This window comes from Uniformispora flossi (assembly GCF_049534875.1).
Taxonomy (GTDB): Bacteria; Actinomycetota; Actinomycetes; order Streptomycetales; family Streptomycetaceae; genus Yinghuangia; species Yinghuangia aomiensis.
Genome location: NZ_JBMULZ010000003.1, coordinates 1 through 26,175, shown reverse-complemented (window position 1 = coordinate 26,175; position 26,175 = coordinate 1). Strand labels below are relative to the sequence as shown.

General features: G+C 72.5%; 19 protein-coding genes. 5 read left to right on the top strand and 14 right to left on the bottom strand.

The features are described from left to right. Nucleotides 1-49 precede the first annotated feature (49 nt). The 5 genes from ACPA54_RS07245 to ACPA54_RS07225 all read right to left on the bottom strand — a co-directional run bounded on the left by ACPA54_RS07245 (nt 50) and on the right by ACPA54_RS07225 (nt 6,341). On the bottom strand, nt 50-1,528 hold the full coding sequence (locus ACPA54_RS07245) for a DUF7059 domain-containing protein (protein WP_423528294.1): 1,479 nt from the start codon (nt 1,526-1,528) through the stop codon (nt 50-52). Nucleotides 1,529-1,650: 122 nt separating this feature from the next. Then, on the bottom strand, nt 1,651-2,421 hold the full coding sequence (locus ACPA54_RS07240) for a hypothetical protein (RefSeq protein ID WP_423527857.1): 771 nt from the start codon (nt 2,419-2,421) through the stop codon (nt 1,651-1,653). Between the two features lie 229 nt (nt 2,422-2,650). After that, nucleotides 2,651-5,035, bottom strand: a complete 2,385-nt coding sequence (locus ACPA54_RS07235; RefSeq protein WP_345678106.1) for a sodium-translocating pyrophosphatase — start codon at nt 5,033-5,035, stop codon at nt 2,651-2,653. 387 nt (nt 5,036-5,422) lie between these two features. Further along, nucleotides 5,423-5,875 carry an ATP-binding protein gene (locus tag ACPA54_RS07230; protein ID WP_345678107.1) on the bottom strand — a complete coding sequence of 151 codons (453 nt, stop codon included), beginning with the start codon at nt 5,873-5,875 and terminating at the stop codon, nt 5,423-5,425. Nucleotides 5,876-5,999: 124 nt separating this feature from the next. Beyond that, nucleotides 6,000-6,341, bottom strand: coding sequence for an STAS domain-containing protein (locus ACPA54_RS07225; RefSeq protein ID WP_345678108.1), 342 nt, complete (start codon nt 6,339-6,341; stop codon nt 6,000-6,002). Nucleotides 6,342-6,467: 126 nt separating this feature from the next. On the opposite strand from ACPA54_RS07225, the gene ACPA54_RS07220 reads away from it, so the two are divergent. Further along, nucleotides 6,468-8,813, top strand: coding sequence for a DEAD/DEAH box helicase (locus tag ACPA54_RS07220; protein ID WP_423527856.1), 2,346 nt, complete (start codon nt 6,468-6,470; stop codon nt 8,811-8,813). 526 nt (nt 8,814-9,339) lie between these two features. Here ACPA54_RS07220 and ACPA54_RS07215 read toward each other — a convergent pair. The 7 genes from ACPA54_RS07215 to ssd all read right to left on the bottom strand — a co-directional run bounded on the left by ACPA54_RS07215 (nt 9,340) and on the right by ssd (nt 15,106). Then, nucleotides 9,340-9,711 carry an Rv3654c family TadE-like protein gene (locus ACPA54_RS07215; RefSeq protein ID WP_423527855.1) on the bottom strand — a complete coding sequence of 124 codons (372 nt, stop codon included), beginning with the start codon at nt 9,709-9,711 and terminating at the stop codon, nt 9,340-9,342. After that, entirely contained in the window at nt 9,708-10,109 is a 402-nt protein-coding gene (locus ACPA54_RS07210) for a TadE family type IV pilus minor pilin (protein WP_423527854.1), read from the bottom strand. Before ACPA54_RS07210 ends, ACPA54_RS07215 begins: the two co-directional genes overlap by 4 nt. Further along, nucleotides 10,096-10,485, bottom strand: coding sequence for a DUF4244 domain-containing protein (locus ACPA54_RS07205; RefSeq protein WP_423527853.1), 390 nt, complete (start codon nt 10,483-10,485; stop codon nt 10,096-10,098). Before ACPA54_RS07205 ends, ACPA54_RS07210 begins: the two co-directional genes overlap by 14 nt. 56 nt (nt 10,486-10,541) lie before the next feature. Further along, nucleotides 10,542-11,306: a type II secretion system F family protein gene (locus ACPA54_RS07200; protein ID WP_423527852.1), complete on the bottom strand. Its 765-nt coding sequence runs from the start codon at nt 11,304-11,306 to the stop codon at nt 10,542-10,544. Further along, a complete protein-coding gene (locus ACPA54_RS07195; RefSeq protein ID WP_423527851.1) occupies nt 11,294-12,172 on the bottom strand; it encodes a type II secretion system F family protein in 879 nt (292 codons plus the stop codon). The genes ACPA54_RS07200 and ACPA54_RS07195 overlap by 13 nt, the downstream gene beginning before the upstream one ends. Before the next feature lie 5 nt (nt 12,173-12,177). Then, entirely contained in the window at nt 12,178-13,314 is a 1,137-nt protein-coding gene (locus ACPA54_RS07190; RefSeq protein ID WP_423527850.1) for a TadA family conjugal transfer-associated ATPase, read from the bottom strand. A gap of 685 nt (nt 13,315-13,999) precedes the next feature. Beyond that, the gene (gene ssd, locus ACPA54_RS07185) at nt 14,000-15,106 is read right to left on the bottom strand and encodes a septum site-determining protein Ssd (protein ID WP_423527849.1); all 1,107 of its coding nucleotides are present in this window, start codon (nt 15,104-15,106) and stop codon (nt 14,000-14,002) included. 935 nt (nt 15,107-16,041) lie between these two features. On the opposite strand from ssd, the gene ACPA54_RS07180 reads away from it, so the two are divergent. Beyond that, the gene (locus ACPA54_RS07180; protein WP_345678174.1) at nt 16,042-16,860 is read left to right on the top strand and encodes an HAD family hydrolase; all 819 of its coding nucleotides are present in this window, start codon (nt 16,042-16,044) and stop codon (nt 16,858-16,860) included. A 481-nt stretch (nt 16,861-17,341) separates the two neighbouring features. On the opposite strand, the gene ACPA54_RS07175 is transcribed toward ACPA54_RS07180, so the two are convergent. Next, nucleotides 17,342-18,178 (bottom strand): Fic family protein, encoded by an 837-nt coding sequence (locus ACPA54_RS07175; RefSeq protein WP_423527848.1) that lies wholly within the window; start codon nt 18,176-18,178, stop codon nt 17,342-17,344. A 311-nt stretch (nt 18,179-18,489) separates the two neighbouring features. Between ACPA54_RS07175 and ACPA54_RS07170 the strand changes: the two genes are divergently transcribed. After that, nucleotides 18,490-19,491 (top strand): ATP-binding protein, encoded by a 1,002-nt coding sequence (locus tag ACPA54_RS07170; protein WP_423527847.1) that lies wholly within the window; start codon nt 18,490-18,492, stop codon nt 19,489-19,491. A gap of 79 nt (nt 19,492-19,570) precedes the next feature. On the opposite strand, the gene ACPA54_RS07165 is transcribed toward ACPA54_RS07170, so the two are convergent. Continuing rightward, nucleotides 19,571-20,884, bottom strand: coding sequence for a polysaccharide deacetylase family protein (locus ACPA54_RS07165; protein WP_423527846.1), 1,314 nt, complete (start codon nt 20,882-20,884; stop codon nt 19,571-19,573). A 473-nt stretch (nt 20,885-21,357) separates the two neighbouring features. Here ACPA54_RS07165 and ACPA54_RS07160 point away from each other — a divergent pair, with 473 nt between their 5' ends. Both ACPA54_RS07160 and acs read left to right on the top strand, forming a co-directional pair. Then, the gene (locus tag ACPA54_RS07160) at nt 21,358-23,781 is read left to right on the top strand and encodes a SulP family inorganic anion transporter (RefSeq protein ID WP_423527845.1); all 2,424 of its coding nucleotides are present in this window, start codon (nt 21,358-21,360) and stop codon (nt 23,779-23,781) included. Nucleotides 23,782-24,029: 248 nt separating this feature from the next. Continuing rightward, complete coding sequence (gene acs, locus ACPA54_RS07155) at nt 24,030-26,039, top strand: acetate--CoA ligase (RefSeq protein WP_423527844.1); 2,010 nt, start codon at nt 24,030-24,032, stop codon at nt 26,037-26,039. The last annotated feature ends 136 nt before the right edge of the window (nt 26,040-26,175 follow it).

The window sequence follows — 26,175 nt, the reverse complement described above, 5'->3', positions numbered from 1 at the left end:
GTGCCGGTCAGTCGTAACGGGTCAGTCGTAGCGGGTCAGTCGTAGCGGGTCAGTCCTGCCCCGGGAACAGCAGGAAGCCGTCCGCGACCAGCGACCGCAGCGTGCCCGGCACCGCGTCGCGCAGGGCCACCCGTTCCTCGCCCAGCAGTTCCGCGATCGCATCGACGATCGCGCCCGCGGTCAGCCGCCCGTCGCTCGCCCCGGCCAGCGCCGCGCCGACGGTGTCCACCCGGTCCGCCCGGCACATGCCGCGTTGCTGCCGCAGCACCACGTACTCCGGGTCCTCCGCGCCCGGCTGCCCGGTCTGCTCCTGCAGCACCGCGGACGCGAGCGTGAACGCGGTGTCCAGCAGCGCCGCGTCGTCCAGGCCGCGCAGCCGCTCCTGGCGCCCGAACCACGCCGCGATCTCCGCACCGAGCGGCTGCTCGACGGCGTGCGGCCAGTCCTCGATGTGCACGACCGGCCGCTCCGCACCCGACTTGCGCAGCGTGATCCAGCCGAAGCCGACGCCCTCGACACCGTCCTGTTCGAACGCATCCAGCCACGCGTCGTAGCGGGCCGCGTAGCCCGCGTCGTGGTGGTCGCCCGCGTCGCGCAGCCACAACTCGGCGTACTGCGCGGGATCCTGCACCTCGCGCTGCACCACCCACGCGTCGCAGCCGGTCGGCGCCAGCCACTCACGCAGCCGGTCCTCCCAGTCCTCGCCCTTCACGTGCTGCCAGTTCGCGAGCAGCTGGCAGTAGCCGCCGTCGTTCAGGTACTCCGGGGCGCGCGCCACCAGCCGGCGGCAGATCTCGTCCCCGGGCATGCCCGCGTCCCGGTACGTGAACCGGCCCTTCGGCGAGATCACGAACGGCGGGTTCGACACGATCAGGTCGAACTTCTCGCCCTCCACCGGATCGAACAGGCTGCCCTCCGCCAACCCGACGTTGGACACCCCGGACAGCGCCATCGTCAGCCGGGTCAGGTCCAGCGCCCGCCGGTTCACGTCCGTCGCCGTCACCGCACCGGCGTGCCGCGACGCGTGCAGCGCCTGCACCCCGCAGCCCGTGCCCAGGTCCAGCGCCCGGCCGACCGGCTCGCGCACGGTGATCCCGGCGAGCGTCGTCGACGCCCCGCCGATGCCCAGCACGTGGTCCGGGCGCACCGGCCCGGACACGCCGCCGATCCCGCTCCCCAGGTCGGACACCACCCACCAGTCGGTGTCCGCCTCGCCGTAGGGCCGGATGTCGACCGCCGCGCGGACCTCGTCGCCGGTGCGCTCCAGCAGACCTCCGGCCACCGCCTCGTCGAACGGCAACGCCGCCCGCGCCTGCGCATACGGCACCGGGGCCTGGAGCAGGAACAGCCGGATGAGCGTCGCCAGCGGGCCGCCGTCGCCGCGCAGCGACCGCAGCGCCGGAACGGTCTCACTGCGCGAGAGTGCCCCGTACGCCTGCGGCCCGAGCGCGTCCAGGCATCCGTCGACGGTGTATTCGGCATCGGCCAAGGCGTCGCGGAGCCGGGCCACCTGAGAGGAGTCGTGCATCGTCACGGGATCATCCTGCCTCCTGCGCCGCCGGTTTCCGGACGGCGACGCAGGAGGACGGCGCATGGCGGCGCATGACGGTGCCTCAGGGGTGCGGCACGGGACGCCGGTTCAGGCCGGGCTCAGGACGTGGGGCTCGCCGATCCGGTCGGCGAGGCCGACCCGGAGGCCGACGACGACGCCGATCCGCTCGGCGCCGGCGAACCCGAACCGGACGGCGACGCCGAACCCGACGCCGCCGGGCTGCCCGACGCCCCGCCCGCCGGAGCCGCCTGCCCGGGCGCCGGGGACGACGCACCTTCGGACGGCGCCGGGGCGGGCGACGGCACGGTCGCCGCGCAGCCCGGGACCTTGCCCAGCGCCTTGCCGAGATCGCCGCGGTGCAGGTTCTCCAGCGCGGTCCGCGTGCTCGTGCCGTACTTCGTGATCTCCGGGTCCAGTGCCTTCAGCGCCTCCGCGAAGGTCTTCTGGTCGGTGGTCGGCAGGCTCTCGAACGCCGACCGCAGGCTCATCCAGCCGGTCGCCGCGGCCCGCAGCTCGGCGCTGACCGCGGCCCGCTGCGCGCCGCCGTTCTTCACCTTCGGGTCGCCCGCCTGGTCGAGCGTGTTGGCGAGCGCGGTGTCCGCCTCGGCGAGCTTGGTGACATCCGCCGCGAGCCGCGCCTTGAGCGCGTCCGGCGTCTCGCCCTTCACGACGCTCGCCATGTCCGCGAGCGCGCCCTGCGACGCGTCGATCTTGCCGGTGACCTCGGCCGTGCACACCTTGTTCGCCCAGGCGGCGAGTTCCTTCTCGTTCTTGTCCCCGTCGCCGCCGCTGCTGCATCCGGCGGCCGCCGTCAGCACCGCGGCCAGCACCGCACAGGCGGCCAGTTTCGCCGGGGTCGTCCTCGCCACGCGTATCTCCGTGTGTCGCTCCGCCTGGGGCCCGCACGCCGCGCAGGGCCGCGGAACCCGCCCGGTGCTCCTGCCGCCCGGGCACGACGAGGGTGGCACACGGCGACGACGAAGGGCGACGCGGTGTCCCGCGCCGCCCTTCTCCGCCACCCCGGCGCCAGGCCGCCACCGCGGCCCGACACCGTTTCCCGCTACCGGATTTCGCTCCCGTGGAGCGCCGCCGGACCGGTCAGCTCGCGACCGGTTCGGCCTCCTTCGTCTCGTGATCGGAGCTGCCGACCGCGATCGACTTGCGCTTGCTCCACCACACCGCGCCGACGATGACCAGGATCGCCACGATCGCGATCAGCGCCCGCAGCGGGCCGCTCGCGTGCTCGCCCAGCGTCAGCTTCACCACCGCGGGAGCGATCAGCAGCGACACCAGGTTCATCACCTTCAGCAGCGGGTTGATCGCCGGGCCCGCGGTGTCCTTGAACGGGTCGCCGACCGTGTCGCCGATGACCGTCGCCTCGTGCGCGTCGGAGCCCTTGCCGCCGAACGTGCCGTCCTCGATGGTCTTCTTCGCGTTGTCCCAGGCGCCGCCGGAGTTCGACAGGAACACCGCCATCAGCGTGCCCGCACCGATCGCTCCGGCGAGGTACGCGCCCAGCGGGGCGATGCCGAGGGCGAAGCCCACCGCGATCGGGGCCATCACGGCGAGCAGACCGGGCGTCGCGAGTTCCCGCAGCGAGTCGCGCGTGCAGATGTCGACGACCCGGCCGTACTCGGGGGTCTCCGAGCCGTCCATGATCCCCGGCCGGGTGCGGAACTGCTCGCGCACCTCGAACACCACCGCGCCCGCCGCCCGCGACACCGCGTTGATCGCGAGACCGCTGAACAAGAACACCACGGCCGCGCCGAGGATCAGCCCGACGAGGTTGTTCGGCTGGGAGATGTCGAGGTTGAACGACAGCCCGGTCAGCAGCGACATGCTCTCGTTGGCCTGGACCCCGACTTGGGCCCGCGCCGTCTCCACCGCGTCCCGGTACGACCCGTACAGCGCCGTCGCGGCAAGCACGGCGGTCGCGATCGCGATGCCCTTGGTGATCGCCTTCGTGGTGTTGCCGACCGCGTCCAGGTCGGTCAGGACCTGCGCGCCGTCGCCCTCGACGTCGCCGGACATCTCCGCGATGCCCTGCGCGTTGTCCGACACCGGGCCGAACGTGTCCATCGCGACGATCACGCCGACCGTGGTCAGCAGGCCGGTGCCGGCCAGCGCGACGGCGAACAGCGCGAGCATGATGATGCCGCCGCCGAGCAGGTACGCGCCGTACACCGCGATCGCGATGAGCACCGCCGCGTACACCGCGGACTCCAGGCCGAGCGAGATGCCGGACAGGATGACCGTCGCCGGGCCGGTCAGCGACGTCTTGACGACGTCCTTCACCGGGCGCCGCGACGTCTCGGTGAAGTAGCCGGTGAGCTGCTGGATGACCGCCGCCAGCACGATGCCGATGAGCACCGACACCAGCGCGAACACCCGCGGGTCGCCGGAGTGGTCGAGGATCGCCCGGCCCGTGGCGGTGGTCTCGTTGACGCCGTCGAGCTTCGCGAACGAGTCCGGCAGATAGGCGAACGCGGCGATCGCGACGAGCGCGAGCGACACCACCGCGGAGATGAAGAAGCCGCGGTTGATCGCGGTCATCCCGCTGCGGTCGCCGCTGCGCGGCACGACCGTGTAGATGCCGAGCACCGCCGTGATCACGCCGATCGCCGGGACGAGCAGCGGGAACACGAGGCCCGCGTCGCCGAACGCGGCCTTGCCGAGGATGAGCGCGGCGACCAGCGTCACCGCGTACGACTCGAACAGGTCCGCGGCCATGCCCGCGCAGTCGCCGACGTTGTCGCCCACGTTGTCCGCGATCGTCGCGGCGTTGCGCGGGTCGTCCTCGGGGATTCCCTGCTCGACCTTGCCGACCAGGTCGGCGCCGACGTCCGCGGCCTTCGTGAAGATGCCGCCGCCGACACGCATGAACATCGCCAGCAGCGCGGCGCCGAAGCCGAAGCCCTCCAGCACCTTCGGCGCGTCCTCGCGGTAGATGATCACCACCAGCGCGGCGCCGAACAGGCCGAGCCCGACGGTGAACATGCCCGCCACGCCGCCGGTGCGGAACGCGATGCGCATCGCGTTGTGCGAGCCCTCCGGCCCGTGGCCGGCCCGGGCCGCCGCGGCCACCCGCACGTTGCTGCGGACCGCGAGCCACATGCCGGTGTAGCCGGTCACCGCGGAGAAGACCGCGCCGACGAGGAAGAACAGCGAGCGGCCGATGCGTTCGTTCATGGTGTCGGCCGGCAGCAGCATCAGCAGGAAGAACACCCCGACGGCGAAGCCGCTCAGGGTGCGGAACTGCCGGGTCAGATAGGCCGACGCGCCCTCCTGGACGGCGCCGGCGATGCGTTTCATGGTGTCGGTGCCCTCGTCGGCGGCGAGGACCTGGCGGACCAGGCCGGCCGCGACCGCGAGGGCGCCCAGCGCAATGACCGCGACCACCACGACGTACGTCAGATCACTCCCGGCGACTTCCGGCGAGTTCGCGGCGGTGACGGTGGCGGACAGTTGTTGGAGCCCGGACATGCGTCCTCCTAGACGACGGACACGTCCGTACCGGAGGGGGCAGGCCTTCGGTGATCCGACCCGGAGAACTCGGACCCGGCAGCGGGCGCATCGCGAGGGACGTTTCGGACAGGCTGCTCAGACAGGCGCTAGACGATCTTTGTAACGATCTTTGTAACGAATGGAGTGTAAGCAAATGATCAAGAACACACCATTGGAATCTTCATGATCATATCAAATTCCCTATAAAATAGGCGCGCTTTCCGGCGTATCGGGCATTACGCCGAACACCGAGGTTTGGTCGCGCCGAAGCCCGCCCCCACGCGGGTTGCACACGGGACTTCCGGACAAACGCGAACGGCGGACCGCCCTCATTCGGGCGATCCGCCGCAGCGGGAAATTCACTCGTCAGGGTGCCGCCGTTTGGTCTCCCGGCTTCCCCTTCTCGGACGGCCACGACATACGGATCCGGCCGCCGTCGGCACCCGCCCGCACATCCAGTTCGTCCACCAGGCCGAGAATCACGGCCAAGCCCAGATCGCTTTCCCCGATATCCGCCGCCGCACCGTTCCCGGAGCCGAGCAGGTCGCCGGTCGCGCCTTCGGCCTGCTGCGGGACGGCATCGCGCACCTCGATGGAAAAACGCCCGTCGCCGTCGTCGAGCATCACCGTGACCGGCTCGTCGCTGCCGGTCTGCTGGGTGAGGCCCACCGCGCGCAGGCACGCCTCACCGACCGCGAGACGCACCTCGTCCAGCACGGACTCGGCGACACCCGCCCGGCGGGCCACGGCCGCGGCGACAAGCCGCGCCGTTCGGACGTGCTCGGGCAACGCGGTGAAGCGCAGCTCGACGATGGCCATAGATCCCCCAGCCGTACGTGCCGACGATCCGACCGGTGGGCTGTCCGGTTCGAAGCGCTACCTGGATGAGCGGTGGCGGAAGGAAGAAGCGCCGCCCACCGACGGGCGGACGGCGCCACCGCCCTCAGTCCGTCGCGGCGACCGCTTCGGCCACCGACGCGTGGATGGGGAACACCTTGGTGAGACCGGTGATGCGGAAGATCTTCAGGATGCGCTCCTGAGTGCACACCAGACGCAGCGAACCCTCATGCGCACGCACGCGCTTGAGACCGCCCACGAGGACACCCAGACCCGTAGAGTCCAGGAAGTCCACGCCCTCCATGTCCACGATCAGGTGGTAGCTGCCGTCGTTGACAAGCTCCACCAATTGCTCGCGCAGTTTGGGGGCGGTGTACACATCGATCTCGCCGCCCACCTCGACGACCGTACGGCCGCCCTCGGTTCGGGTCGACAGGGACAGGTCCACGGATCCTCCAGCACCTTGCTATCGAGCGGTCGCCCCCCAAGGATCGGCAGCCGCCTAGGCATTCAACCACTTATGGGCGCTACAGGACGATGAATCCCACGACATTGGATGCAAGACTGATGCCCGATGCCGCCCACTCCACGCCCCCAGGACAACCTGCTGGACCGCTTGCTCGCGGTCCACGGGCGACCCGATCGAGTGACACACGTCCGGCGGATCCCCGCACGGCGGGGACGTCCGACCGAGTGGCCCGAATGGGCGCGCCGCGAAGTCGTGGACGCTTTCCGGGCGGCCGGTATCGACCACCCGTGGGAACACCAGGCACGTGCCGCATCGGCAGCCGCGTCGGGCCGGTCCGTGGTGTTGGCGACCGGCACCGCCTCGGGCAAGTCCATGGCCTACCTTCTGCCGGTACTCACCGCCCTCTTGGAGGGTACCCGGGCTCGGAACGGCCGGGGCGCCACCGCGCTGTATCTGTCACCCACGAAGGCCCTTGCGGCCGACCAACTTCGCGCCGTGGACGCCTTGCGCGCCGCGGAAACCGGCCTTGACGCGGTCCGCACCGCGACGTACGACGGCGACACGCCCGCGGAAGTCCGCCGGTGGGTCCGTGCGCATGCCGCCTATGTGCTCACCAACCCGGACATGCTGCACCGGTCGCTCCTGCCGGCGCACCGCGCGTGGTCGGCGTACCTCAAGGCACTCAAGTACATCGTGATCGACGAGTGCCACACCTACCGCGGAGTATTCGGCTCGCACGTCGCGCAAGTCCTGCGCCGACTACGGCGGATCTGCCGGCGCTACGGCGCCGACCCGGTGTTCGTCCTGGCCTCGGCGACGGTCTCCGACCCGGCCGCGGCAGCGGCGCGGCTGATCGGCAGCGAGCCGGCGGACGTCGAGGAAGTCACCGACGACGCGTCCCCGCGGGGCGGGCTGACGTTCGCGTTGTGGGAGCCGCCGCTGACCGACTTCAAAGGCGAACGCGGGGCACCCGTTCGGCGTACCGCCACCGCGGAAGCCGCCGACCTGCTCGGGGATCTGGTGCTGGACGGCGTGCGCACCGTCGCCTTCGTGCGGTCGCGGCGCGGCGCCGAAGTCGTGCGGGTGATGGCGCGGGACCAGCTTGAACGCGTCGACCCCGGGCTCGCCGACCAGGTCGCCACCTATCGTGCGGGATACCTGCCGGAGGAACGGCGGGACCTGGAACAGGCACTGCACGACGGCCGGTTGCGCGGCGTCGCGGCGACGACGGCGCTGGAGCTGGGCGTGGACATCTCCGGGCTCGACGCGGTGCTGATCGCCGGGTACCCGGGGACGCGGGCGTCGCTGTGGCAGCAGGCCGGGCGCGCGGGGCGGGCCGGTCAGGAAGCGCTCGCGGTGCTGATCGCGCGCGACGATCCGCTGGACACGTTCCTGGTGCACCACCCGGAGGCGCTGTTCGACCGGCCGGTCGAGGCGACCGTGCTGGACCCGGACAACCCGTACGTGCTCGCCCCGCACCTGTGCGCGGCTGCGGCCGAACTGCCCTTGGAGGAAGACGACCTGCCGCTGTTCGGACCGGTGGCGGCGCCGCTGCTCCCCGGGCTCGTCAAGCGCGGGCTGCTGCGGCGGCGGACCACGGGCTGGTACTGGACGAGCCCGGAGCGGGCCACCGACCTCACGGACATCCGCGGAGCGGCGGGCGCCGCGGTGCGGGTGGTGGAGGACGGCACGGGGCGGGTGCTGGGGACGGTGGACGGGTCCGCGGCGTACAGCGCGGTGCACACCGGGGCGGTCTACCTGCACCAGGGCGAGACGTACCTCGTACGCGAACTCGTCCTCGACGACGCGGTGGCGCTCGTACGGCGGGCCAACCCGGACTGGACGACGTCGGCGCGGGAGAAGACCGATATCCGGGTGCTGGACGAGGTGCGGTCGGAAGCGTGGGGTCGGGCCCGGCTGTGCTTCGGGTCGGTCGAGGTGACATCGCGGGTGGTGTCGTACCAGCGGCGGCGGATCCTCACCGGGCAGATTCTCGGCGAGCACCGGCTCGACCTGCCGACGCAGTCGCTGCGGACCCGGGCGGTGTGGTGGACGGTGACGCCCGAGCAGGTCGCCGAAGCATCGATCGACGAGGCCGATCTGCCGGGGGCGGCGCATGCGGCCGAGCACGCGTCGATCGGGCTCCTGCCGTTGTTCGCGACGTGCGACCGGTGGGACATCGGCGGTGTGTCGACCGCGCTGCACCCGGACACGGGACTGCCGACGGTGTTCGTGTACGACGGGCACCCGGGGGGCGCGGGGTTCGCGGAACGGGCGTACGCGACGGCACCGCGGTGGCTGCGGGCGACGCGCGAGGCCATCTCGGCTTGCGAGTGCGAGTCGGGGTGCCCCAGTTGCGTGCAGTCGCCGAAGTGCGGGAACGGGAACCATCCGCTGGACAAGGGCGGGGCTGTGCGGTTGTTGGGGGGGTTGTTGGAGGGGGTGGGGTAGGTGCGACGCGCCTGGCGACCCGGTTGCTGTCGGGACAGACTTCGGGCCCACCCCCCAACCCCCAACCAGGTTGAGTTTCGGCCGGGAGAGCCCCACCCCCACCCCCTCCGCCGTTTGTCGCGTGCGATCGGCGGCGCGTGCCGATGCGTCTGGCGCCGGTGCGGCGACAGGTTCTGTGAGGGCGGGGTGCGTGGCCCCACCCGGAGGTGGGGCCACGCGTGCCGGGGGGCATCCCCGATATGCCGTGTTCCCGGCTCGGCTGCGCTTTTAGGCCCTCCCCCGTGCGGCCATGAGCGCGTGGTCGTCGTCCGCGGACTCGGCGCCAACTCGCCGGTCTGTGCGGGGCAACGCCATGGCAACGACGCAACGCCTCCGAAGGACACGCGAGTTGTCGCCGATTCCGAAAAGCAACCCTCACCCCCGGCGCGCGCCGGGATGTGTGCGCCGGAGCTTGCGGGGGCGCGCGAGACGGTCGCGCGCTTCGTGTGTCGATCACCGGTTCACCTCCAGACGGATCAGTGCGGGACTAGGGCGGGCCGGGGCGGGACCAGGCCGGCCCGGCGCGTGCCGCGGCGCGGGGTGCGCCGAACGGCTCGAGCATCGGGGGCGGCGGGAACTCGGCTACGACGTCGACGAATTCGCCGTTGATGACGCAGGCGGTCAGCTTCGCTCCCTGCCGCGCGGCGATATCCGCAGCCACGGCGCACGCCCGCGACGTGCCCTCGTCGAGGCGCGCCGCGGCGGCCAGCGCGGCCGCGTCGGAGGCCGCCGCCGCGCGATGACGGGTCGCCACGGCCGCGGCCATGCCCAGCGCACCCGTCGCCACGAGCAGCGGCAGCAGCGACCACACCGCCAGCCACACGGTCGCGGAGCCGCGGTCCCGCGGCGGGCGGGTCACGGCGTCGTCGCCTCCTCGGCGGCAACCGCGGTGTGGGACACGGGGATCCGCAGTCGGGAAAGAGGTCCCGGCAGGGGAATGACGGTCTCTACGCGGAAGCTGATCTTTCCTCCTTCGTTCGTCGCGACCATGCGGGCGGACTTCGGTGCCACGGCCGCCGCGGCGGCCCGCGCGGCGTCGGGTGAGTCGCCCCGGGCCGCCGCGCGGGCACCGGTCTGGGCGGCGTCGATGCAGCGGACTTGGGCCGCGGCGGCGACGATGCCCGTGGTGAGACCGAAGACGAGGACGACCAGGGCAGGGAGCGCCATAGCGGTCTCCGCGGTCACGTAGCCGGCCGACGATCCACCGCCAGGGAGCCGGAATCGACGGCGCGCCGGAGGCCGGTCAGAACGTGCCATTGAGGGCCTTGGTGATCACCGCGGCCAGGGCGGCCGCGACCGAGTCGCCGGTGACGACCTTGAACAGCACGCTGCCGAAGGCGACCGCGGCGAGTGTGCCGACGGCGTACTCGGCGGTGGACATGCCGTCGTCGCCCCGGAGGCGACGCACCGCACAGGGACCGCGCAGACGCCGCCGTCCCACGAACGTCACCCCGAGCCGTCGCCGCGGCGCCTCCGCAGGACTGCCGAGCCGCCGTCGGGCGGCGCGGATCGTGCGGCGGGCTCCGGTGATTGCCTTCCCACCCGTGGTCGACGTGCCGGGCAGGCTCGCCGTACCGGTCGTGGTCTTCACCGGGTTGGCAGGGTTGGCAGGGTCGGCAGGGTTTGCAGACATGGCTTTCTCCTTGTGAACGAAACGCATCGAGTGATCCGGGACTCCGCGGGCGCGCGTCACGTCCCGGACAGCAGGGGTCCCGCGAGGCCGATGGCGACGGGGACGACGCCGATCAGCAGGAACGCGGGCAGGAAGCACACGCCGAGCGGCAGCGTGGCGCGTACCGACGCCCGCCGGGCGGCCGCGGCGAAGTCGCGGCGGCGCCGGGAGCGGTAGTCGTCCGCGATACGGGCGATCCGCTCGGCGGGCGGCGCCCCGCCGACTCCGGAACGGGCCAAGGCTCGGGCGAGTAGCGCGAGTTCGCGGTGCTCGGCAAGCGCCATCCAGCACCTGGCCGGATCACCTCCGAGCCGGATCGCCGCGGATGCGGAGCGCAGCTCCGCACCGAGCGGTCCGCCGACGGCGGTCGCGACCGCCGCCACGGCGTCGACCGGCGAGGCACCCGCCAACAGACACGCCGCCAGCAGGTCCGCGGCGGTGGGCAGATCGGCCACCAGCCGGGCACGGCGTTGCCGGGCTGCCGCCCGCGCCTCCGCCTTCGCCAGGTAGGCGTTGGCGACGCAGGCGACCACCGGGGCCGCCGCACAGCCTCGTACCCCGCCGACGAACAGTCCGACCACCGGACCGAGCACGGCGCAGGTCGCATAGCGGCGTACACGCGCATCATCCCGCCAATGCGGCGGACCCGCACGGGTCGTCGAACCGGTCGGCGCCCGTTCCCCACCACCACGCGCCGCAGCCGCATCCGCACCGGGTATCGCCAGCAGCACAGCTGCCGCCGTCAATCCCACGGCCGCGCCGGCCACCATCACCCCGGACACGGCGACCTCCGGGCGTCCTCGGCGATCCGCTCCGTCCACACCAGTCCCCCGGCCAGCAACGCCAGCCCGGCACACAGCACCGCGGCCCCCAGCGGGGTACGCACCAGCACGTCGAGCGGCGCCGCGCCCATACCGGTGCCCAGCAGCACACCGAGCAGCGGCAGTCCGGCGAGGAGCCGGGCCGTGGCCCGGGCACCGGCGAGTTCGGCTTCCAGCTCGCGGTGGCCCTCGTCGTCGTTCCGCAGCCCCGCGGCGATGCGGTCGAGGGCCGCGGCGAAGCCGGCCCCGCGTTCCGCGGCAATACGCCAGCACGCCGCGATCCGCGCGAGCGCGTCGCCGCCGGGCTCCCGCGCTGCGGCGGCCAGGGCGCCGGGGACGTCCCCGCCCGTCCGAACCACCGCCGCGACCTCGCCGAACAGTCGGGCCCCCGCACCGTCCGCCGCCTCCGCCGCGGTGCACAACGCTTCCCCCGGCGGGTGCCCGGCACGCAGTTCACCCACCATCGTGGTGGCGAACTCCGCGACGGCACAGCGGGTTTCGATCTCCTGCCGCGCCTCCCGGGCCTGACGCCGCAACCGCGCCACGAACCCGGCGACCGGGACCGCCACCAGCACGGGCACGACGCCGCCCAGCACCACCGAGGCGGCCACGCCGAGCGCCGGAATCCCGGCCAGCATCCGCACGTCCGGGTGTCCGCGTATGGCCGCCAGCCGCGCTCGGCGCCCCGCCGGAATCGACGACTGCGCCACCGGCACCTGCGCACGGTGCACAGCCTCGATACGCGTCCGTCCCAGGCGCACCCCGCCGAGCATCACCGCCCCGGCCACCGCCGGCGGGACCACCGCGAACAGCACCGGCTCCGACATCCCGTTCACCCCCGCCACCACCCGTCCACCAGCGCCCGCAACTGCGGGAATCCGGCTCCGCGGTGCTCACTCCTGCGGTCGTAGACGACGGCCGGGACCGAGCGCACCCAGCCCCGCGTGTCCCGTTCCAGGACGTGGATCTCCGCGACCATCCGAAGGCCGTCGCGGGCCCGGGTCAGGTGCACGACCACGTCCAGCGCCGCCGCGAGTTGGCTGTGCAGGGCATCGCGGCTGAGTCCGGCCAGCGCACCGAGTGCTTCGAGCCGGGCCGGGACGTCGTGCGGCGAGTTCGCGTGGACGGTGCCGCAGCCTCCGTGGCCGGTGTTCAACGCGGCAAGCAGGTCGGTGACTTCGGCACCACGTACCTCCCCGACCACGACCCGGTCGGGGCGCATGCGGAGCGTCTGACGGACCAGGTCGCGGAGGGTCACCGCACCCGCGCCCTCGACGTTCGGCGGCCGCGCCTCCAGGCGCACGACGTGCGGGTGGCGCGGGTCGAGTTCCGTGGAGTCCTCGACCACCACGACGCGTTCCGCCGGATGCACCGTGCCCAGCAGCGCGCCGAGCAACGTGGTCTTCCCGGTGCCCGCGCCGCCCGAGACCAGGAAGCCCACCCGCGACGACACCACCGCACGCAACAGCTCGGCACACGCCGGCGAGAGCGTCCCGGACGCGACCAGGTCGCCGAGGCCGAGCGCGGTGCGACGCGGGACGCGCAGCGACAGACAGGTGCCGCGTACCGCGACCGGCCGGAGGACGGCGTGCAGCCGGGTTCCGTCCGGGAGTCGGGCGTCGACGTACGGCGCGGCGTCGTCGAGACGGCGCCCCGCCGCGGTCGCCAGGCGTTGCGCGAGCCGCCGCACCGCGGTGTCGTCCGGGAAACTGACGGCGGCGCGTTGCGGCCCCGCGCCGCGGTCCACCCAGACCTCGTCCGGGCCGTTGACCAGGACGTCGGTGACGTCGGGATCGGCCAGCAGGACGTCCAGCGGTCCGGCGCCGGTGATCTCCGAACGCAGCGTGCGGAGCACCGCCAGGACCGTGGCGTCGCCGAGGACCCGGCCGTCGGCGCGAAGCACCTCGGCGACGGCGGCGTGGGTGGGGTCGCGTCCGTCGGCCGCGAGCCGATCGCGAACGTCGTCCACAAGCTGTGGATCGAGCGCGGGTTCCGCGGCGGCTTCGGCGAAGACCGGACTGCCGACCCGCGGCGGCGCGCCCGGCCTCGGCGGTCGGCCGCCGACCGGTTCGGGATTCGCCCCGAGCGGCGGTCCCGAACCCGGCGGCGGCTCACCCGCCGTCCCTGGGCCGACGGCCGCGGCGGGTGGCGGCGGAACGGCGAGGGACCGCGCGGGGAAGACCGATGCCGCGCACGGTGGCCGAAGCCCGGACGGAACCGCCGCCGAGGCAACGGGAACGGGACTGGGAGTGGGGGTGGGAGTGGGAGTGGGAGTGGGCAGAACGAGGCCGGGCAGAGCAGTCATGGGGAGACTCCGAGATTGGTTGGAAGGAAGCGCGCCCGCACAACTGCGGTCACGCAGGAGATTCGGGATCTCCGCCGCGCTGCGGCGGAGATGCTTCGGAGAGTTCTGAAGGGCACTCGGCATGCCGCCTTCTGCCGTGCCCGGAGTTGCTTGCGGCATCGCGGAGCGCGGGCAGCACGAAGCCGACGTGGGTCGCCAAGACCGCCGACAAACGGTGCCCACACCGGCCTATCGCGGATGCCGCGACCGCCGCGGGTCAGCGGGTCAGCGGGTCAGCGGGTCAGCGGGTCAGCGGGTCAGCGGGTCAACCCACCGCCACACACAACCCGCACCCTCACCCCAGCCCCCCTCACGCCGCCCACCCCCGCTCCGCCGCCACCGCCGCAGCCTCCGCCGCCAGGAACTCGCGGCAGAACCGGCTCAACGGCCCCTTGCGTCCGCCGGGTACCGCGCCTTCCTCGACGGCTTCGGTCAGTCCCGGTTCGGGGCGGAGTTCGCCGGCCAGCGGGAGACCGGCGTTCGCGGCGATCTCGTCCGCGGGCAGCCTGGACGGCGAAGGTCCACGGACGACCGCGCGCAGGTCGGCCACCACCGGCCGCAGCCACTCGGCGACGTGCACCGCGGCGGCCACCGCACGGAGTTCGGCGGGGATGACGACGAGCCCGAGCACGCATTGGCCGAAGGCTTCCTCGGCCGCGGGGTCCGGTCTGCGGGGTATGTCGACCACGGTCAGGTCGTGGCGCCGCCGGAGCGCGGACACGATCGCCCGCGTGGCCTCCTGGGGCACTCCGGGCCCCGGGCCGCGGTCCCAGGACAGCACGGTGAGGCCGTGCAGCCGCGGCAGTGCGGCGGACAGCGCGCCGCCGTCCACCCGGCCGCGAGCGCCGGCCAAGTCCGGCCAGCGCAGCCCCGGCTCGGCCTCGCCGCCCAGCAGGATGTCGATGCCGCCGCCGAACGGATCCGCGTCCACCAGCGCCGCCGTTCCGCCGTCGCGTGCCGCGGTGACGGCGAGCGCGCAGGCCAGCGTGCTGGCGCCCGCGCCGCCACGGGCGCCGACCACGGCGATCCCGAGCGCGGCGGCCCCGGTGCCGTCCGCCAGGTCGGCGAACCGGTCGGTCAGCCACGCCTCGGCATCCGGCAGGAAGACCACATGGTCGGCGCCTACCACGACAGCGCGCCGCCACACGTCCGCATCGTCCAGGTCGGCGCTGACCAGCACGACGTCTTTGCGGCGCGGCAGCCCGAACGACGCGACGCCGTCGGCGAGGTCCGCGCCCACCACGACGAGCGGGCTCACCACCCACCCCTCGCACGCGAGTTGCGGTTGCGGCACGACCTCGGGCTCGACGTTCGCCACCGCGCACATCCGCAGCAGCTCGTCCAGCAGCCGCACGTCCGCGGTGACGACGAGCGGCCGGCCGAGGCCCGGCGGGCAGACAGGCGACAGTGCCGACATGAGAACTCCCCCGAGGTTCCGGTCCCCGGCCGCGCCCCTGTGCGCAGCTCCGGAAGGGCCGGGCACCACCATGGCCGATCCGCCGCGAGCCGCGAGGCCGAGAAGCGGCAACCACCGGAAAGTTGTGGATAACTCCCGCTTGTGGATAACGAAATCACCCGTACGAAGGATGGTTGCGTAGCGATCGAGTGGTTATCGGCGATCGGCGAACCGGAAAACACCCGTCTTCCGGAGCACACCCGATTGGCACCTGAACTCGAAGAAACCCCCCGGAAGTTGGCACGAAGTACGGACACCCCCTCGCACCCGCCTTCGGAATCCACGGCACCGCACGGGCACACGAAGGCCCCGTGGCGCGGCACGTCGCGGATCGGGACAGGGCGGGGCAAGGGAGCGAGCTGGGCGCCACGAGGGGACGAGTCCGAGGTCCGGAGCCTCCTCGCGCGCCGCCGGCCCCCGCGGCCTCGCACCGCGTGACCTTGCGCACAGCATCCGGCAGACGTGGGTGTGGTGGTGAGGATGTGCGTCCCGAAGCCCGAAGAGGCAGACGTGCCGGGGGTTTTGGCCGGGAACACCGCGGGCGGCGGGAGCCCCGGAACAGGCCGCCGAAGCAGCCGCGGGAGACGGCCGGACAAGGGAGCCGGAGCACCGCCCGCACCCCAGCCGCCCACCCCCGTCGGAACTCAACCGGAACGAGGCATTGCACCTACCGCCGCGGGGTAGGACCCCCGCAGGAATCGCCGCGGACCCGCGGCCGGACAAGCGACGACCCCCGCCGGGGGGGAGAGCGGGGGTCGTCTCCACGGCCGACTCGGGGGGGGGAGGAGTCGGACCGGGTTAGCACGGTCGCAGAACGATCCGTGGCTTCCAGGATGTACCCGAGAGCCTTCTCGGGCAAACCCGCATGCCTGAGTTTACGCCGAATGGCGGCGCCTATCCTCGACTACGTGGAAAACCACGGAGCCAAGCGGACCGCAGCGTTCTTCGATCTCGACAAGACCATCATCGCCAAGTCCAGCGTGATGGCGTTCAGCAGACCGTTTCACCAGGGCGGCCTGATCACTCGCCGTGCCGTGCTCAAGAGCGCGTACGCGCAGTTCGTGTTTCTCGTCGGCGGCGCCGACCACGACCAGATGGAGCGGATGCGCGAGTACCTGTCCGCGCTGTGCCGCGGCTGGGACGTGCAGCAGGTGCGCGAGATCGTCGCGGAGACCCTGCACGACATGATCGACCCGATCATCTACGACGAAGCCGCGTCGCTCATCGAGGAGCACCACGCGGCCGGGCGCGACGTCGTCATCGTCAGCTCGTCCGGTGCGGAAGTCGTGGAGCCCATCGGCGAGATGCTGGGCGCCGACCGGGTGGTGGCGACCCGCATGGTGGTCGAGGAGGGCCGCTACTCGGGCGAGATCGACTTCTACGCGTACGCGGAGAACAAGGCCGCGGCCGTGCGCGACCTCGCGGCGAGCGAGGGCTACGACCTGTCGCGTTCGTACGCCTACAGCGACTCCGTCACCGACCTGCCGATGCTGGAGGAGGTCGGGCACCCGTACGTCGTGAACCCCGATCGCGGGCTGCGCCGCGAGGCGGTGGCGCGCGGCTGGCCGGTCCTGACGTTCGACCGGCCCGTGCAACTGCGGCAGCGCGTCCCCTCGTTGCCCGTGCCGTCCCGGTCGGTGCTGGCGGCCACGGCGATCGCCGCGGGGGCCACCGCCGCCGGACTCGTCTGGTACGCGGCCAAGCGCCGGCGCTGACCCGCCTGGACGCCACCGGGACATCACCGGCCGGATCCGGACACGTCCGCGGCGAAACGCACACCGTGCGCAACCGTCCGGACAGTTCCGGAATCCGGCCGGAGCAGGGTCGGATCACGCCCGGAACCAACCCGCCCAAAAAGTAAAGATCTTGGGCGAAGGGTTCCGTGTGTACCGGTAACGAAGTAGAAAGGCATCAGCGGCCCGCAGACGACCGCCGGGCGAAGTGGCGACACTTCCGAGGCGGGCGGCCCTACGGACCCAGCACGACACCGGGAACCCACGCGCGACCGACCCTCGTACGGGCCGCACGCGCCGGACGACCGGGACTTCGCGGCCCCGGGCCGGCCGTCACCAAGGTGCACGCACTGGTACCCCGATGAACGTGCCGAGTGGCGGCGTCCCTCCCCCGTGGACGCCGCCCCTTTCGTGTCCGGAAATCGCTCGCGCAGGCTGCTCGCGGACGGCGGCCGGACTCGGCCTAGATGCCGCGCATGACCGCCTCGCAGACCGCGACGCTCTCGCGTGCGCCCAACGTGACGGCTTCCGCGCAGTGTTCGATCCACGCGGCGACGCCTTCCGGGGTTCCGGAGACGTAGCCGCGCAGGGCCTTCTCGTAGGTGTCCGGGCCGAGGTCGAGGTGCCCGACCTCGGGCACGACCGCCGACTTGGGGTCGAGGCCGCGGGTGATGAGCACGAGACGCTGCGCGGCGCGCGCGACCAGGCCGTTGCCCCAGACGAAGGGCTGCAGCGCGAGGATCTCGCCGTGCACGAGCGCCGCGACGACCAGCGCGGGGGCGTCGCTGGGGGCCAGCAGGAGCCGGGCGAGGCCGTCGAGTCGGGCGGTGACCTCGTCGGCGGCGGGCAGCGGCCCCGGGTCGGGGCGCACCTCGACGGCTTCGCCGGCGAGGCGGGGGCGGCCGAGCGCGTCGTGGTCCACCACGTCGGCGGCGGCCACCACGTGCAGCCGGGCGAGGACCTGGAGCGGGCTGCGCCGCCACACGTCGACGAGCGTGGAGTACTCGGCGGAGACCCGCAGCGCGCCGCCGACGATGCCGGCCTCCCGGTCGGCCGCGCCGCGCGAGTAGTCGGTACGGCGGCGGAGTTCCTCCAGCGACCAGTCCGCGCCCTCCAGCGCGGCGCTCGCGCGGGCACCGCGCAGGGCGGACTCGGCGCTGATCTCCGGGCTCTTGCGGCGCATCGTGCGGTGCCGCAGCAGGCCGTCGACGGCCTTGCGGGCGGATTCGACGGCTTCGGGCACGCCGGGCAGCGCGGCGACGGCGGCGAACGGGTCCTGACCCGAGGATGCGGTACTCACGCGGCCGACCCTACGCGCCCCGCACCGCCGGGGTCCGCCGGGCCCGCACCAGGGTGACGGACAGGACACGGCACGGCCGGAAGCAGGGAAGCAGCCGCGCCGAGCGATGCGAGGCGGGAGCCGAGTCTGGCGTGCCCCCCCGGCCCCGGCACCGCACAAGGCGAAAGCCGACCGCGAGGCCGCGCCGATCACCCTCCGACTTGACGCGGACACGCACCGCAACGGAGGATCCTTGTCGAAAACGATTGTCACTCCCGAGAAGACGGGAGGCGGCAGCGATGCGGCAAGCGGCAACTGGAAGGACGGCACCGGTGAAGATCGCGTTCGTCGGCAAGGGCGGCAGCGGCAAAACCACCCTCTCCTCGCTCTTCGTGCGCCACCTCGGCGCGGCACAGCTGCCGGTACTGGCGGTGGATGCGGACATCAACCAGCACCTCGCGGTGGCCCTGGGCTTCAGCGAGGAGAAGGCCGCGGCGATCCCGCCGCTCGGCGGCAACCTCGGGCTGATCAAGGACTACCTGCGCGGCACCAACCCGCGGATCGGCTCCGCGGACGAGATGGTCAAGACGACGCCGCCCGGCCGCGGGTCGCGGCTGCTGCGGCTGGACGAGGACAACCCGGTCTACGACGCCTGCCGCCGCCCGGTCGGCAGTTGCTGCAGCGGTATGCGGATCATGGCGACCGGCCCGTTCCAGGAAGGCGACCTGGGCGTCGCGTGCTACCACTCGAAGGTCGGCGCGGTCGAACTCCTGCTCAACCACCTGGTCGACGACCGCGACGAGTACATCGTCGTGGACATGACCGCGGGCTCCGACGCGTTCGCGTCCGGGCTGTTCACGCGCTTCGACATGACATTCCTGGTCGCTGAGCCGACCCGCAAGGGCGTGAGCGTCTACCGGCAGTACCGCGACTACGCCCGCGACTGGGGCGTGGCCCTCGCGATGGTGGGCAACAAGGTGCAGGGGCCGGACGACCTGGCGTTCCTGCGCGAGCACGTGGGTGCGGACCTGCTGACCTGGGTGGGCCAGTCGGAGTTCGTCCGCGAGGTCGAGAAGGGCCGTACGCCGGACTTCGCGGCGCTGGAGCCGGACAACACCGCCGCGTTGGAGCGGATGCGCGAGGCGGTCGACGCGACGTTCGAGAACCGCGACTGGGCCCGCTACACCGAGCAGATGGTCGAGTTCCACGTGAAGAACGCGCACAGCTGGGCGAACGCCCGCGCGGGTGTGGACCTGACCGCGCAGGTGGACCCGGAGTTCGTGCTCGGCCCGGCGGCGCTGGAGGCCGAAGGAGCGGCGGCCCCGCGCGGCTGACCACCGCGGCGCCAGGCGCCGGAAACGCCACCGGGCGGGCCCGCGAAAGCGGGCCCGCCCGGTGCTGTCGTACGGCCGGTCAGTTTTCCTTCCGCACCGGCGGCTGCTGCGTGTAGGGCGCCGAGCCGGCCGGCGGCACCGGGGCGTTGCCGCCGCCGGTCACGGTCGCCCAGTCGGCGGGCGCCGTGCCGACGTTGAGGCCCTGGAGCTTGGCGACGACCGCCGGGTCCTGCGCGTCGATCCAGTCGACGAACTGGCGGAACGAGACACAGCGGACGCCGTCCTTCTTGCACACCGCGCGCATGGTGTTCTCGACGGCGGTCATGTAGACGCCGCCGTTCCACGTCTCGAAGTGGTTGCCGATGAACAGCGGGGCGCGGTTGGTCGTGTAGGCGCGGTTGAAGCCGCCCATGTAGAAGTCCGTCGCCTGCTTCTCCAGCGCGGGCCACTGCGACTGCGGCGCCTTGGAGTTCGCGTTGGTCTGCTCGGCCATGATGTTGTAGTCCATCGACAGCTGGGACTTGGTCGCGCTGCCCGGCCACGGGAGCGACTGCAGCGGCAGGTCCCACAGGCCGTCCATCTTGCGCGGCCACACCTGGAGGCCGCCCGGCGAGCTGGCGTCGTAGCGCCAGCCGTACTGCTTGGCCGCCTGGATCAGGTTCTTCTGGCCTTCCAGGCAGGGGGCGCGGCCGCCGATGAGTTCCTTCTTGTAGTCGAAGGGCAGCGACGGGATGTCGGTCCAGCCGGAGTTGGTGCGCCAGTTCTCGACGAACGAGTAGGCCTGGTCGATCTCCTTCTTCCAGTCGTCGACCGACCAGCTCTTGCCGCTGGTGGACGAGTTGCAGAAGTGGCCGTTGAAGTGCGTGCCGACCTCGTCGCCTTCCAGCCAGGCCTGACCGAGCTGGGTGATGGTGGCGCGCTCGTTCTTGTCGTAGAGGAACTCGATGTCGGAGGCGCCGGGTCCGTGCTTCGGACCCTGGTACTTGGCCTTCTGCGACTCGGGGAGCACGTAGATGCCGGAGAGGAAGAACGTCATGTTGGCGTTGCTCTCGCGGGCCACCTTGCGGAACCGGGAGACCAGGCTGACCCCGTCCATCTCCGCCGCGCCGTCCCAAGAGAACACCACGAACTGCGGCGGCTTCTCACCGGGCTTCAGCTTCTCGACTTTGGGCTGGTGCGGCTGCGGGCCGGTATCGCTGGTGGATCCGTCGCCGATCGGCTTGCCCGGCTTGCTGCCCTCGCTCGGTGTGCCCGAGGGATCGCCGGAGGCCGAACTCTGGTTCTTGCTCGACGAGGCGCCTTTGTCGTCACCGCTCTTCGCGAAGACCACGAAGCCTATGGCTGCCAGTACCGCAACGACGACCAGGACGGCGGCACCTCGGACAGAACGCACAGTTCACCTCAAAGCAGACGGGACCGCACGGTCCGGGACGGATGTGGTGCGACTACCTGTCCAAACACACGCACCACAGGGCCGCTCGGTTGCATGTGCCTCCCAACGACCACGCCCACCTACCCGGACCAAAGCGATCCATAGCGGACAGGGCATGTGAAGCGAGACACACATCCGCAGCAGTCTTTCAGTCAATGCTCGGCTGCCGCTCGAAAGCGCCTCACCCACCGCCGCAATGGTCAACTCGCGCCCGCCGCGAAGGACACGGGTTGCCTCAAACCGTTTGTTTCACCCATTCGGATGGGCTTTTTACCGTTTCTCGATGAGAAACTGAAGGTAGCGTAAAGACTACTTAGCGCAACCTTGGGGCTTTGCCCACAAGGCACCCCTCTTCCGGCCACCCCGCCAGTCCCCGCCTGACCAACCGCGCGCCGCCCTGCGGCGACCGCGGCTGACCACCGAGGAGACGGGATATGACCCTCCCCGCGCCCCCTTCGCCCACCGCGGACCACGCTGACCTGCGGCCGTCCGCACCCCCTCCGCGCCGCTCCCGCCTCGGGAAGCTGCGCCCCGACCTCGGCGCCTCGTTCGTCGTCTTCCTCATCGCGATCCCCATGTCGCTGGGCATCGCCCTGGCCGCCGGCGCCCCACTGACCTCGGGCATCGTCGCAGCCGTCGTCGGCGGAATCGTCGTCGGCACCCTCGGCGGCGCTCCGCTGCAGATCAGCGGACCCGCCGCCGGACTCACCGTCGTCGTCGCCGGATTGATCCCGACCTACGGGTGGCGCGTGACGTGCGCCATCACGGTGCTCGCCGGCGTCCTGCAGATCCTGCTCGGGCTGAGCAGGGTCGCCCGGGCAGCGCTCGCGCTGTCGCCCGCGATCGTGCACGGCATGCTCGCCGGCATCGGAATCGTCATCGCCCTCGCCCAGTTCCACGTGGTGCTGGGCGGGTCGCCGGACGGCACCGCACGCGCCAACCTCCACCAGCTCCCCGGGCAACTGGCGTCCTTGCATTCGCCGGAGCTGGCGGTCGGTGCGGTGACCGCGGCGGTCCTGGCCGCGTGGCCGTGGGTGCCGGAACGCCTCGGCCCCGTGCGCAAGCCGCCCGCGCCTCTCGCCGCGGTGGCCTTGGCGACGGCATTCGCCGCGGGATTCCGGCTCGACGTGAGCCGCGTCGAACTCCCGCACGCGGCCGTCACGTTGCCGGCGCTGCCGACCGGCTTCGGTACGACCGGCCTGATCACCGCGGTGGTCACGGTCGCGGTCGTCAGCGGCGTCGAGACTCTGCTGTCCGCGGTGGCCACCGACCGGCTCCACGACCGCAAGCGCGCCGACCTGGACCGCGAACTGACCGCGCAGGGCGCCGGCAACGTGGTCTCCGGCATGCTCGGCGGCTTCCCGGTGTCCGGCGGGGCGATCCGCACGACCGCGAACATCCGCGCGGGCGCGGAAAGCCGGGCCTCGACGGTGCTGCACGGCGTCTGGGTGCTGGTCTTCGCCGGGCTGCTGGCGGGCGTCGTCGAACGTATCCCGCTGGCCGCACTCGCCGCACTGGTCATGGTGGTCGGCCTGCAGATGGTCAACCGCGCGCACATCCGGCACGTGCACCGGCACCGCGAGTTCCCGGCGTACGTCGCGACGGTCGTCGGCGTCGTCGCCGCGGGGGTCCTCGAAGGCGTCGCGCTCGGCGTGCTGGTCGCCGCGGCGACCGCGCTGTTCCGGCTGAGCCGCAGCACCGTGCGGACGTCCGTCCGCGACGGCGTGCTGCACGTCGAGGTGCACGGGTCGCTGACGTTCCTGTCGGTGCCGCGCCTGTCGCGCGCGCTCGACAAGCTGCCGCCCGGCGAGCACGTCGTCCTCGACCTGACCGTCGACCACCTCGACCACGCCGCGTTCGACACCGTGCACAACTGGCGCACCGGGTACATCGCCCGAGGCGGCCAGGTGGAGATCGAGGAGATCCACGACGACCACTACGTGCGCGCCGCGGAAGGCCAGCCCGGCGCCGGACGCGTCGGCCCCACCCCGTCGCCGCGCTGGTTCGCCCCGTGGTGGCACTGGCAGCGCCTCCAGCCGCGGCGCGGCCGACCGCCCGCGCACCCGCTGGTGGCCGGGACCCGGGAGTTCCAGCTGCGGACGGCACCGCTCGTCCAGCCGTTCCTGGAGCGGCTCGCCATCGAGGGCCAGAACCCGGCTCAGCTGTTCATCACGTGTGCCGACTCGCGGATCGTGCCGAACCTGATCACCGCGAGCGGGCCCGGCGACCTGTTCACCGTGCGGAACGTCGGCAACTTCGTACCGCCGCGCACCACGGGCGGCGGCGCAGGGGCGTGCTGTGCGGATGCGGCAGGCGGCGACGGTGCCGACGATTCGGTCGGTGCCGCGATCGAGTACGCCGTCTCGGTCCTGGGTGTGCGCAGCATCACCGTGTGCGGGCACTCGGGCTGCGGCGCGATGGCGGCGCTGCTCGACAGCCGCGACGCGGACCCCGCCGACGCGGAGCCCGCGGACGGCCACGGGCTCCCGGAGCCCACCCCGCACCTGCGCCGCTGGCTCGCGCACGGCGTGCCGAGCCTGGCGCGTTTCGCGGAGCGCCCCGCGCCGACGCTGTCCGGGCGCGTGCCGCCGCCTGCCGAGCAGCTGTGCCTGGCCAACGTGCTGCAGCAGCTCGACAACCTGCTCGGGCACCCGGTCGTGCACCGGGCCGTGGAGGACGGCCAACTGCGGTTGTTCGGCCTGTACTTCGATCTGGCCGGGGCGCAGATGTACGTGCACGACACGGCGACCGGCCGGTTCGAGCCGGTCGACGCGCCGACCGGGGAGGCTGCCGACCGGGACGCCGCCGCGGAGGCGGCGCCTCCCGAGCCGGGCCACCCGGAGACCGTGCCGGTCTGACCCGCTGGGCCCCGGACCTGCCCGGTCCCACGCGGACCAACGGGTCCCACGGGGTCCTTGCCGACGGCGCCGCGCCTGTCCCGATCCGGGGCGGGCGCGGCGCCGTTTCGCCCGTTTTCGCCCTCTCGCCGCATGCCCGCCGGCCGCCCGCAAGAGGTCTAAACCAATTTTTGGACCCCTCTTGTCAGCCGCGCCGGGTCACTGATTCGCTACAGGCGATAGAAGATGCACCGGAACGCCGATAGAACATGTCACGCAAAAGCCTGTACGACGGAGGAAATGGCGTGAGCAACGAGACCCCCGAGACCCGGGACGCGCTGTCCAACCTGCTGCGGGAGGAGCGCCGGTTCCCGCCGCCGCCTGCCGTCGCGGCGTCGGCGAACGTCACGGCCGCCGCGTACGACGAGGCCGACGCCGACCGGCTCGGCTTCTGGAAGACCCAGGCCGACCGGCTGAGCTGGGCCGTCGAGCCCACCGAGACGCTCGACTGGTCGAACGCGCCGTTCGCCAAGTGGTTCGCCGACGGCAAACTCAACGTGGCGTACAACTGCGTCGACCGGCACGTCGAAGCCGGCCTCGGCGACCGCGTGGCGATCCACTGGGAGGGCGAGCCCGGCGACAGCCGCGCGGTCACCTACGCCGAGCTGCAGCGTGAGGTCTCCCGGGCCGCGAACGCCCTCACCGAGATGGGCGTGCAGGCGGGCGACCGGGTCGCGATCTACCTGCCGATGATCCCCGAGGCGGTCGTCTCGATGCTGGCGTGCGCCCGCATCGGCGCCCCGCACTCCGTCGTCTTCGGCGGGTTCTCCGCGGACGCCGTCGCATCGCGCATCCAGGACGCCGACGCCCGCGTGGTCATCACCGCGGACGGCGGCTACCGGCGCGGCAAGCCGTCCGCGCTCAAGCCGGCGATCGACGACGCGCTCGCGTCCTGCCCGGACGTGCGCAACGTCCTGGTGGTCCGCCGCACCGGCGAGGACGTGGCGTGGACCGAGGGCCGCGACGTGTGGTGGCACGACGCCGTCGGCAACGCGTCCGACACGCACACCCCCGAGGCGTTCGACGCCGAGCACCCGCTGTTCATCCTCTACACCTCGGGCACCACCGGGAAGCCGAAGGGCATCCTGCACACCTCCGGCGGCTACCTCACGCAGGCGTCGTACACGCACTGGGCGGTCTTCGACCTCAAGCCGGAGACCGACGTCTACTGGTGCACCGCCGACATCGGCTGGGTCACCGGCCACTCGTACATCGTCTACGGGCCGCTCGCCAACGGCGCCACCCAGGTCATGTACGAAGGCACCCCGGACACCCCGCACCAGGGCCGCTGGTGGGAGGTCGTGCAGAAGTACGGCGTGTCGATCCTCTACACCGCCCCCACCGCGATCCGCACCTGCATGAAGTGGGGCGACGACATCCCCGCGAAGTTCGACCTGTCGTCGCTGCGCGTCCTCGGCTCGGTCGGCGAGCCGATCAACCCCGAGGCGTGGATCTGGTACCGCAAGAACATCGGCGGCGACCGCTGCCCGATCGTCGACACGTGGTGGCAGACCGAGACCGGCGCGATGATGATCAGCCCGCTGCCGGGCGTCACCGCGACCAAGCCGGGCTCCGCGCAGCGCGCGCTGCCGGGCATCTCCGCCGAGGTCGTCGACGACAACGCGGCGCCGGTGCCGAACGGCGGGGGCGGCTACCTGGTGCTGAACGAGCCGTGGCCGTCGATGCTCCGCACGATCTGGGGCGACGACGAGCGGTTCAAGGACACCTACTGGTCGCGCTGGGCGGGCCTGTACTTCGCGGGCGACGGCGCGAAGAAGGACGAGGACGGCGACATCTGGCTGCTCGGCCGCGTCGACGACGTGATGCTGGTGTCCGGCCACAACATCTCGACCACCGAGGTCGAGTCCGCGCTCGTGTCGCACCCGAAGGTCGCCGAGTCGGCGGTCGTCGGCGCCGCGGACGCCACCACCGGCCAGGCCATCGTCGCGTTCGTCATCCTGCGCGGGTCGGCCGCGGAGGAGCCGGGAATCGTCGACGAGCTGCGCAACCACGTCGGCGCCACGCTCGGCCCGATCGCCAAGCCCAAGAAGGTCATGATCGTCGAGGAGCTGCCGAAGACGCGCTCCGGCAAGATCATGCGCCGCCTGCTGCGCGACGTGGCGGAGAACCGTGAGCTGGGGGACGTCCAGACACTGACCGATGCGTCCGTGATGTCGCTGATCCAGGCCAAGCTGCCCACGGCGGCCTCCGAGGACTGAGCCGGCCCGTGCCCGCCGCACGGGCCGGCCGCCGCGGGCCCCGACCGGGTGTGCCGGGGCGGGGGGGCGGGGGGGGCGGGGCCCAGGGGGGGGAGGGGGGGGGGGTTGGCCACTGGGGGGGGGGGGGCGGGGAGGG

What these genes read in the sequence shown, in the direction of transcription:
- ACPA54_RS07195 (WP_423527851.1), bottom strand. Translation starts at nt 12,172, where the DNA reads ATGTCGGAGCCGGTGCTGTTCGCGGTGGTCCCGCCGGCGGTGGCCGGG.
- ACPA54_RS07235 (WP_345678106.1), bottom strand. Translation starts at nt 5,035, where the DNA reads ATGTCCGGGCTCCAACAACTGTCCGCCACCGTCACCGCCGCGAACTCG.
- acs (WP_423527844.1), top strand. Translation starts at nt 24,030, where the DNA reads ATGTCACGCAAAAGCCTGTACGACGGAGGAAATGGCGTGAGCAACGAG.
- ACPA54_RS07160 (WP_423527845.1), top strand. Translation starts at nt 21,358, where the DNA reads ATGACCCTCCCCGCGCCCCCTTCGCCCACCGCGGACCACGCTGACCTG.
- ACPA54_RS07210 (WP_423527854.1), bottom strand. Translation starts at nt 10,109, where the DNA reads ATGGCACGTTCTGACCGGCCTCCGGCGCGCCGTCGATTCCGGCTCCCT.
- ACPA54_RS07205 (WP_423527853.1), bottom strand. Translation starts at nt 10,485, where the DNA reads ATGTCTGCAAACCCTGCCGACCCTGCCAACCCTGCCAACCCGGTGAAG.
- ACPA54_RS07245 (WP_423528294.1), bottom strand. Translation starts at nt 1,528, where the DNA reads ATGCACGACTCCTCTCAGGTGGCCCGGCTCCGCGACGCCTTGGCCGAT.
- ssd (WP_423527849.1), bottom strand. Translation starts at nt 15,106, where the DNA reads ATGTCGGCACTGTCGCCTGTCTGCCCGCCGGGCCTCGGCCGGCCGCTC.
- ACPA54_RS07220 (WP_423527856.1), top strand. Translation starts at nt 6,468, where the DNA reads ATGCCGCCCACTCCACGCCCCCAGGACAACCTGCTGGACCGCTTGCTC.
- ACPA54_RS07230 (WP_345678107.1), bottom strand. Translation starts at nt 5,875, where the DNA reads ATGGCCATCGTCGAGCTGCGCTTCACCGCGTTGCCCGAGCACGTCCGA.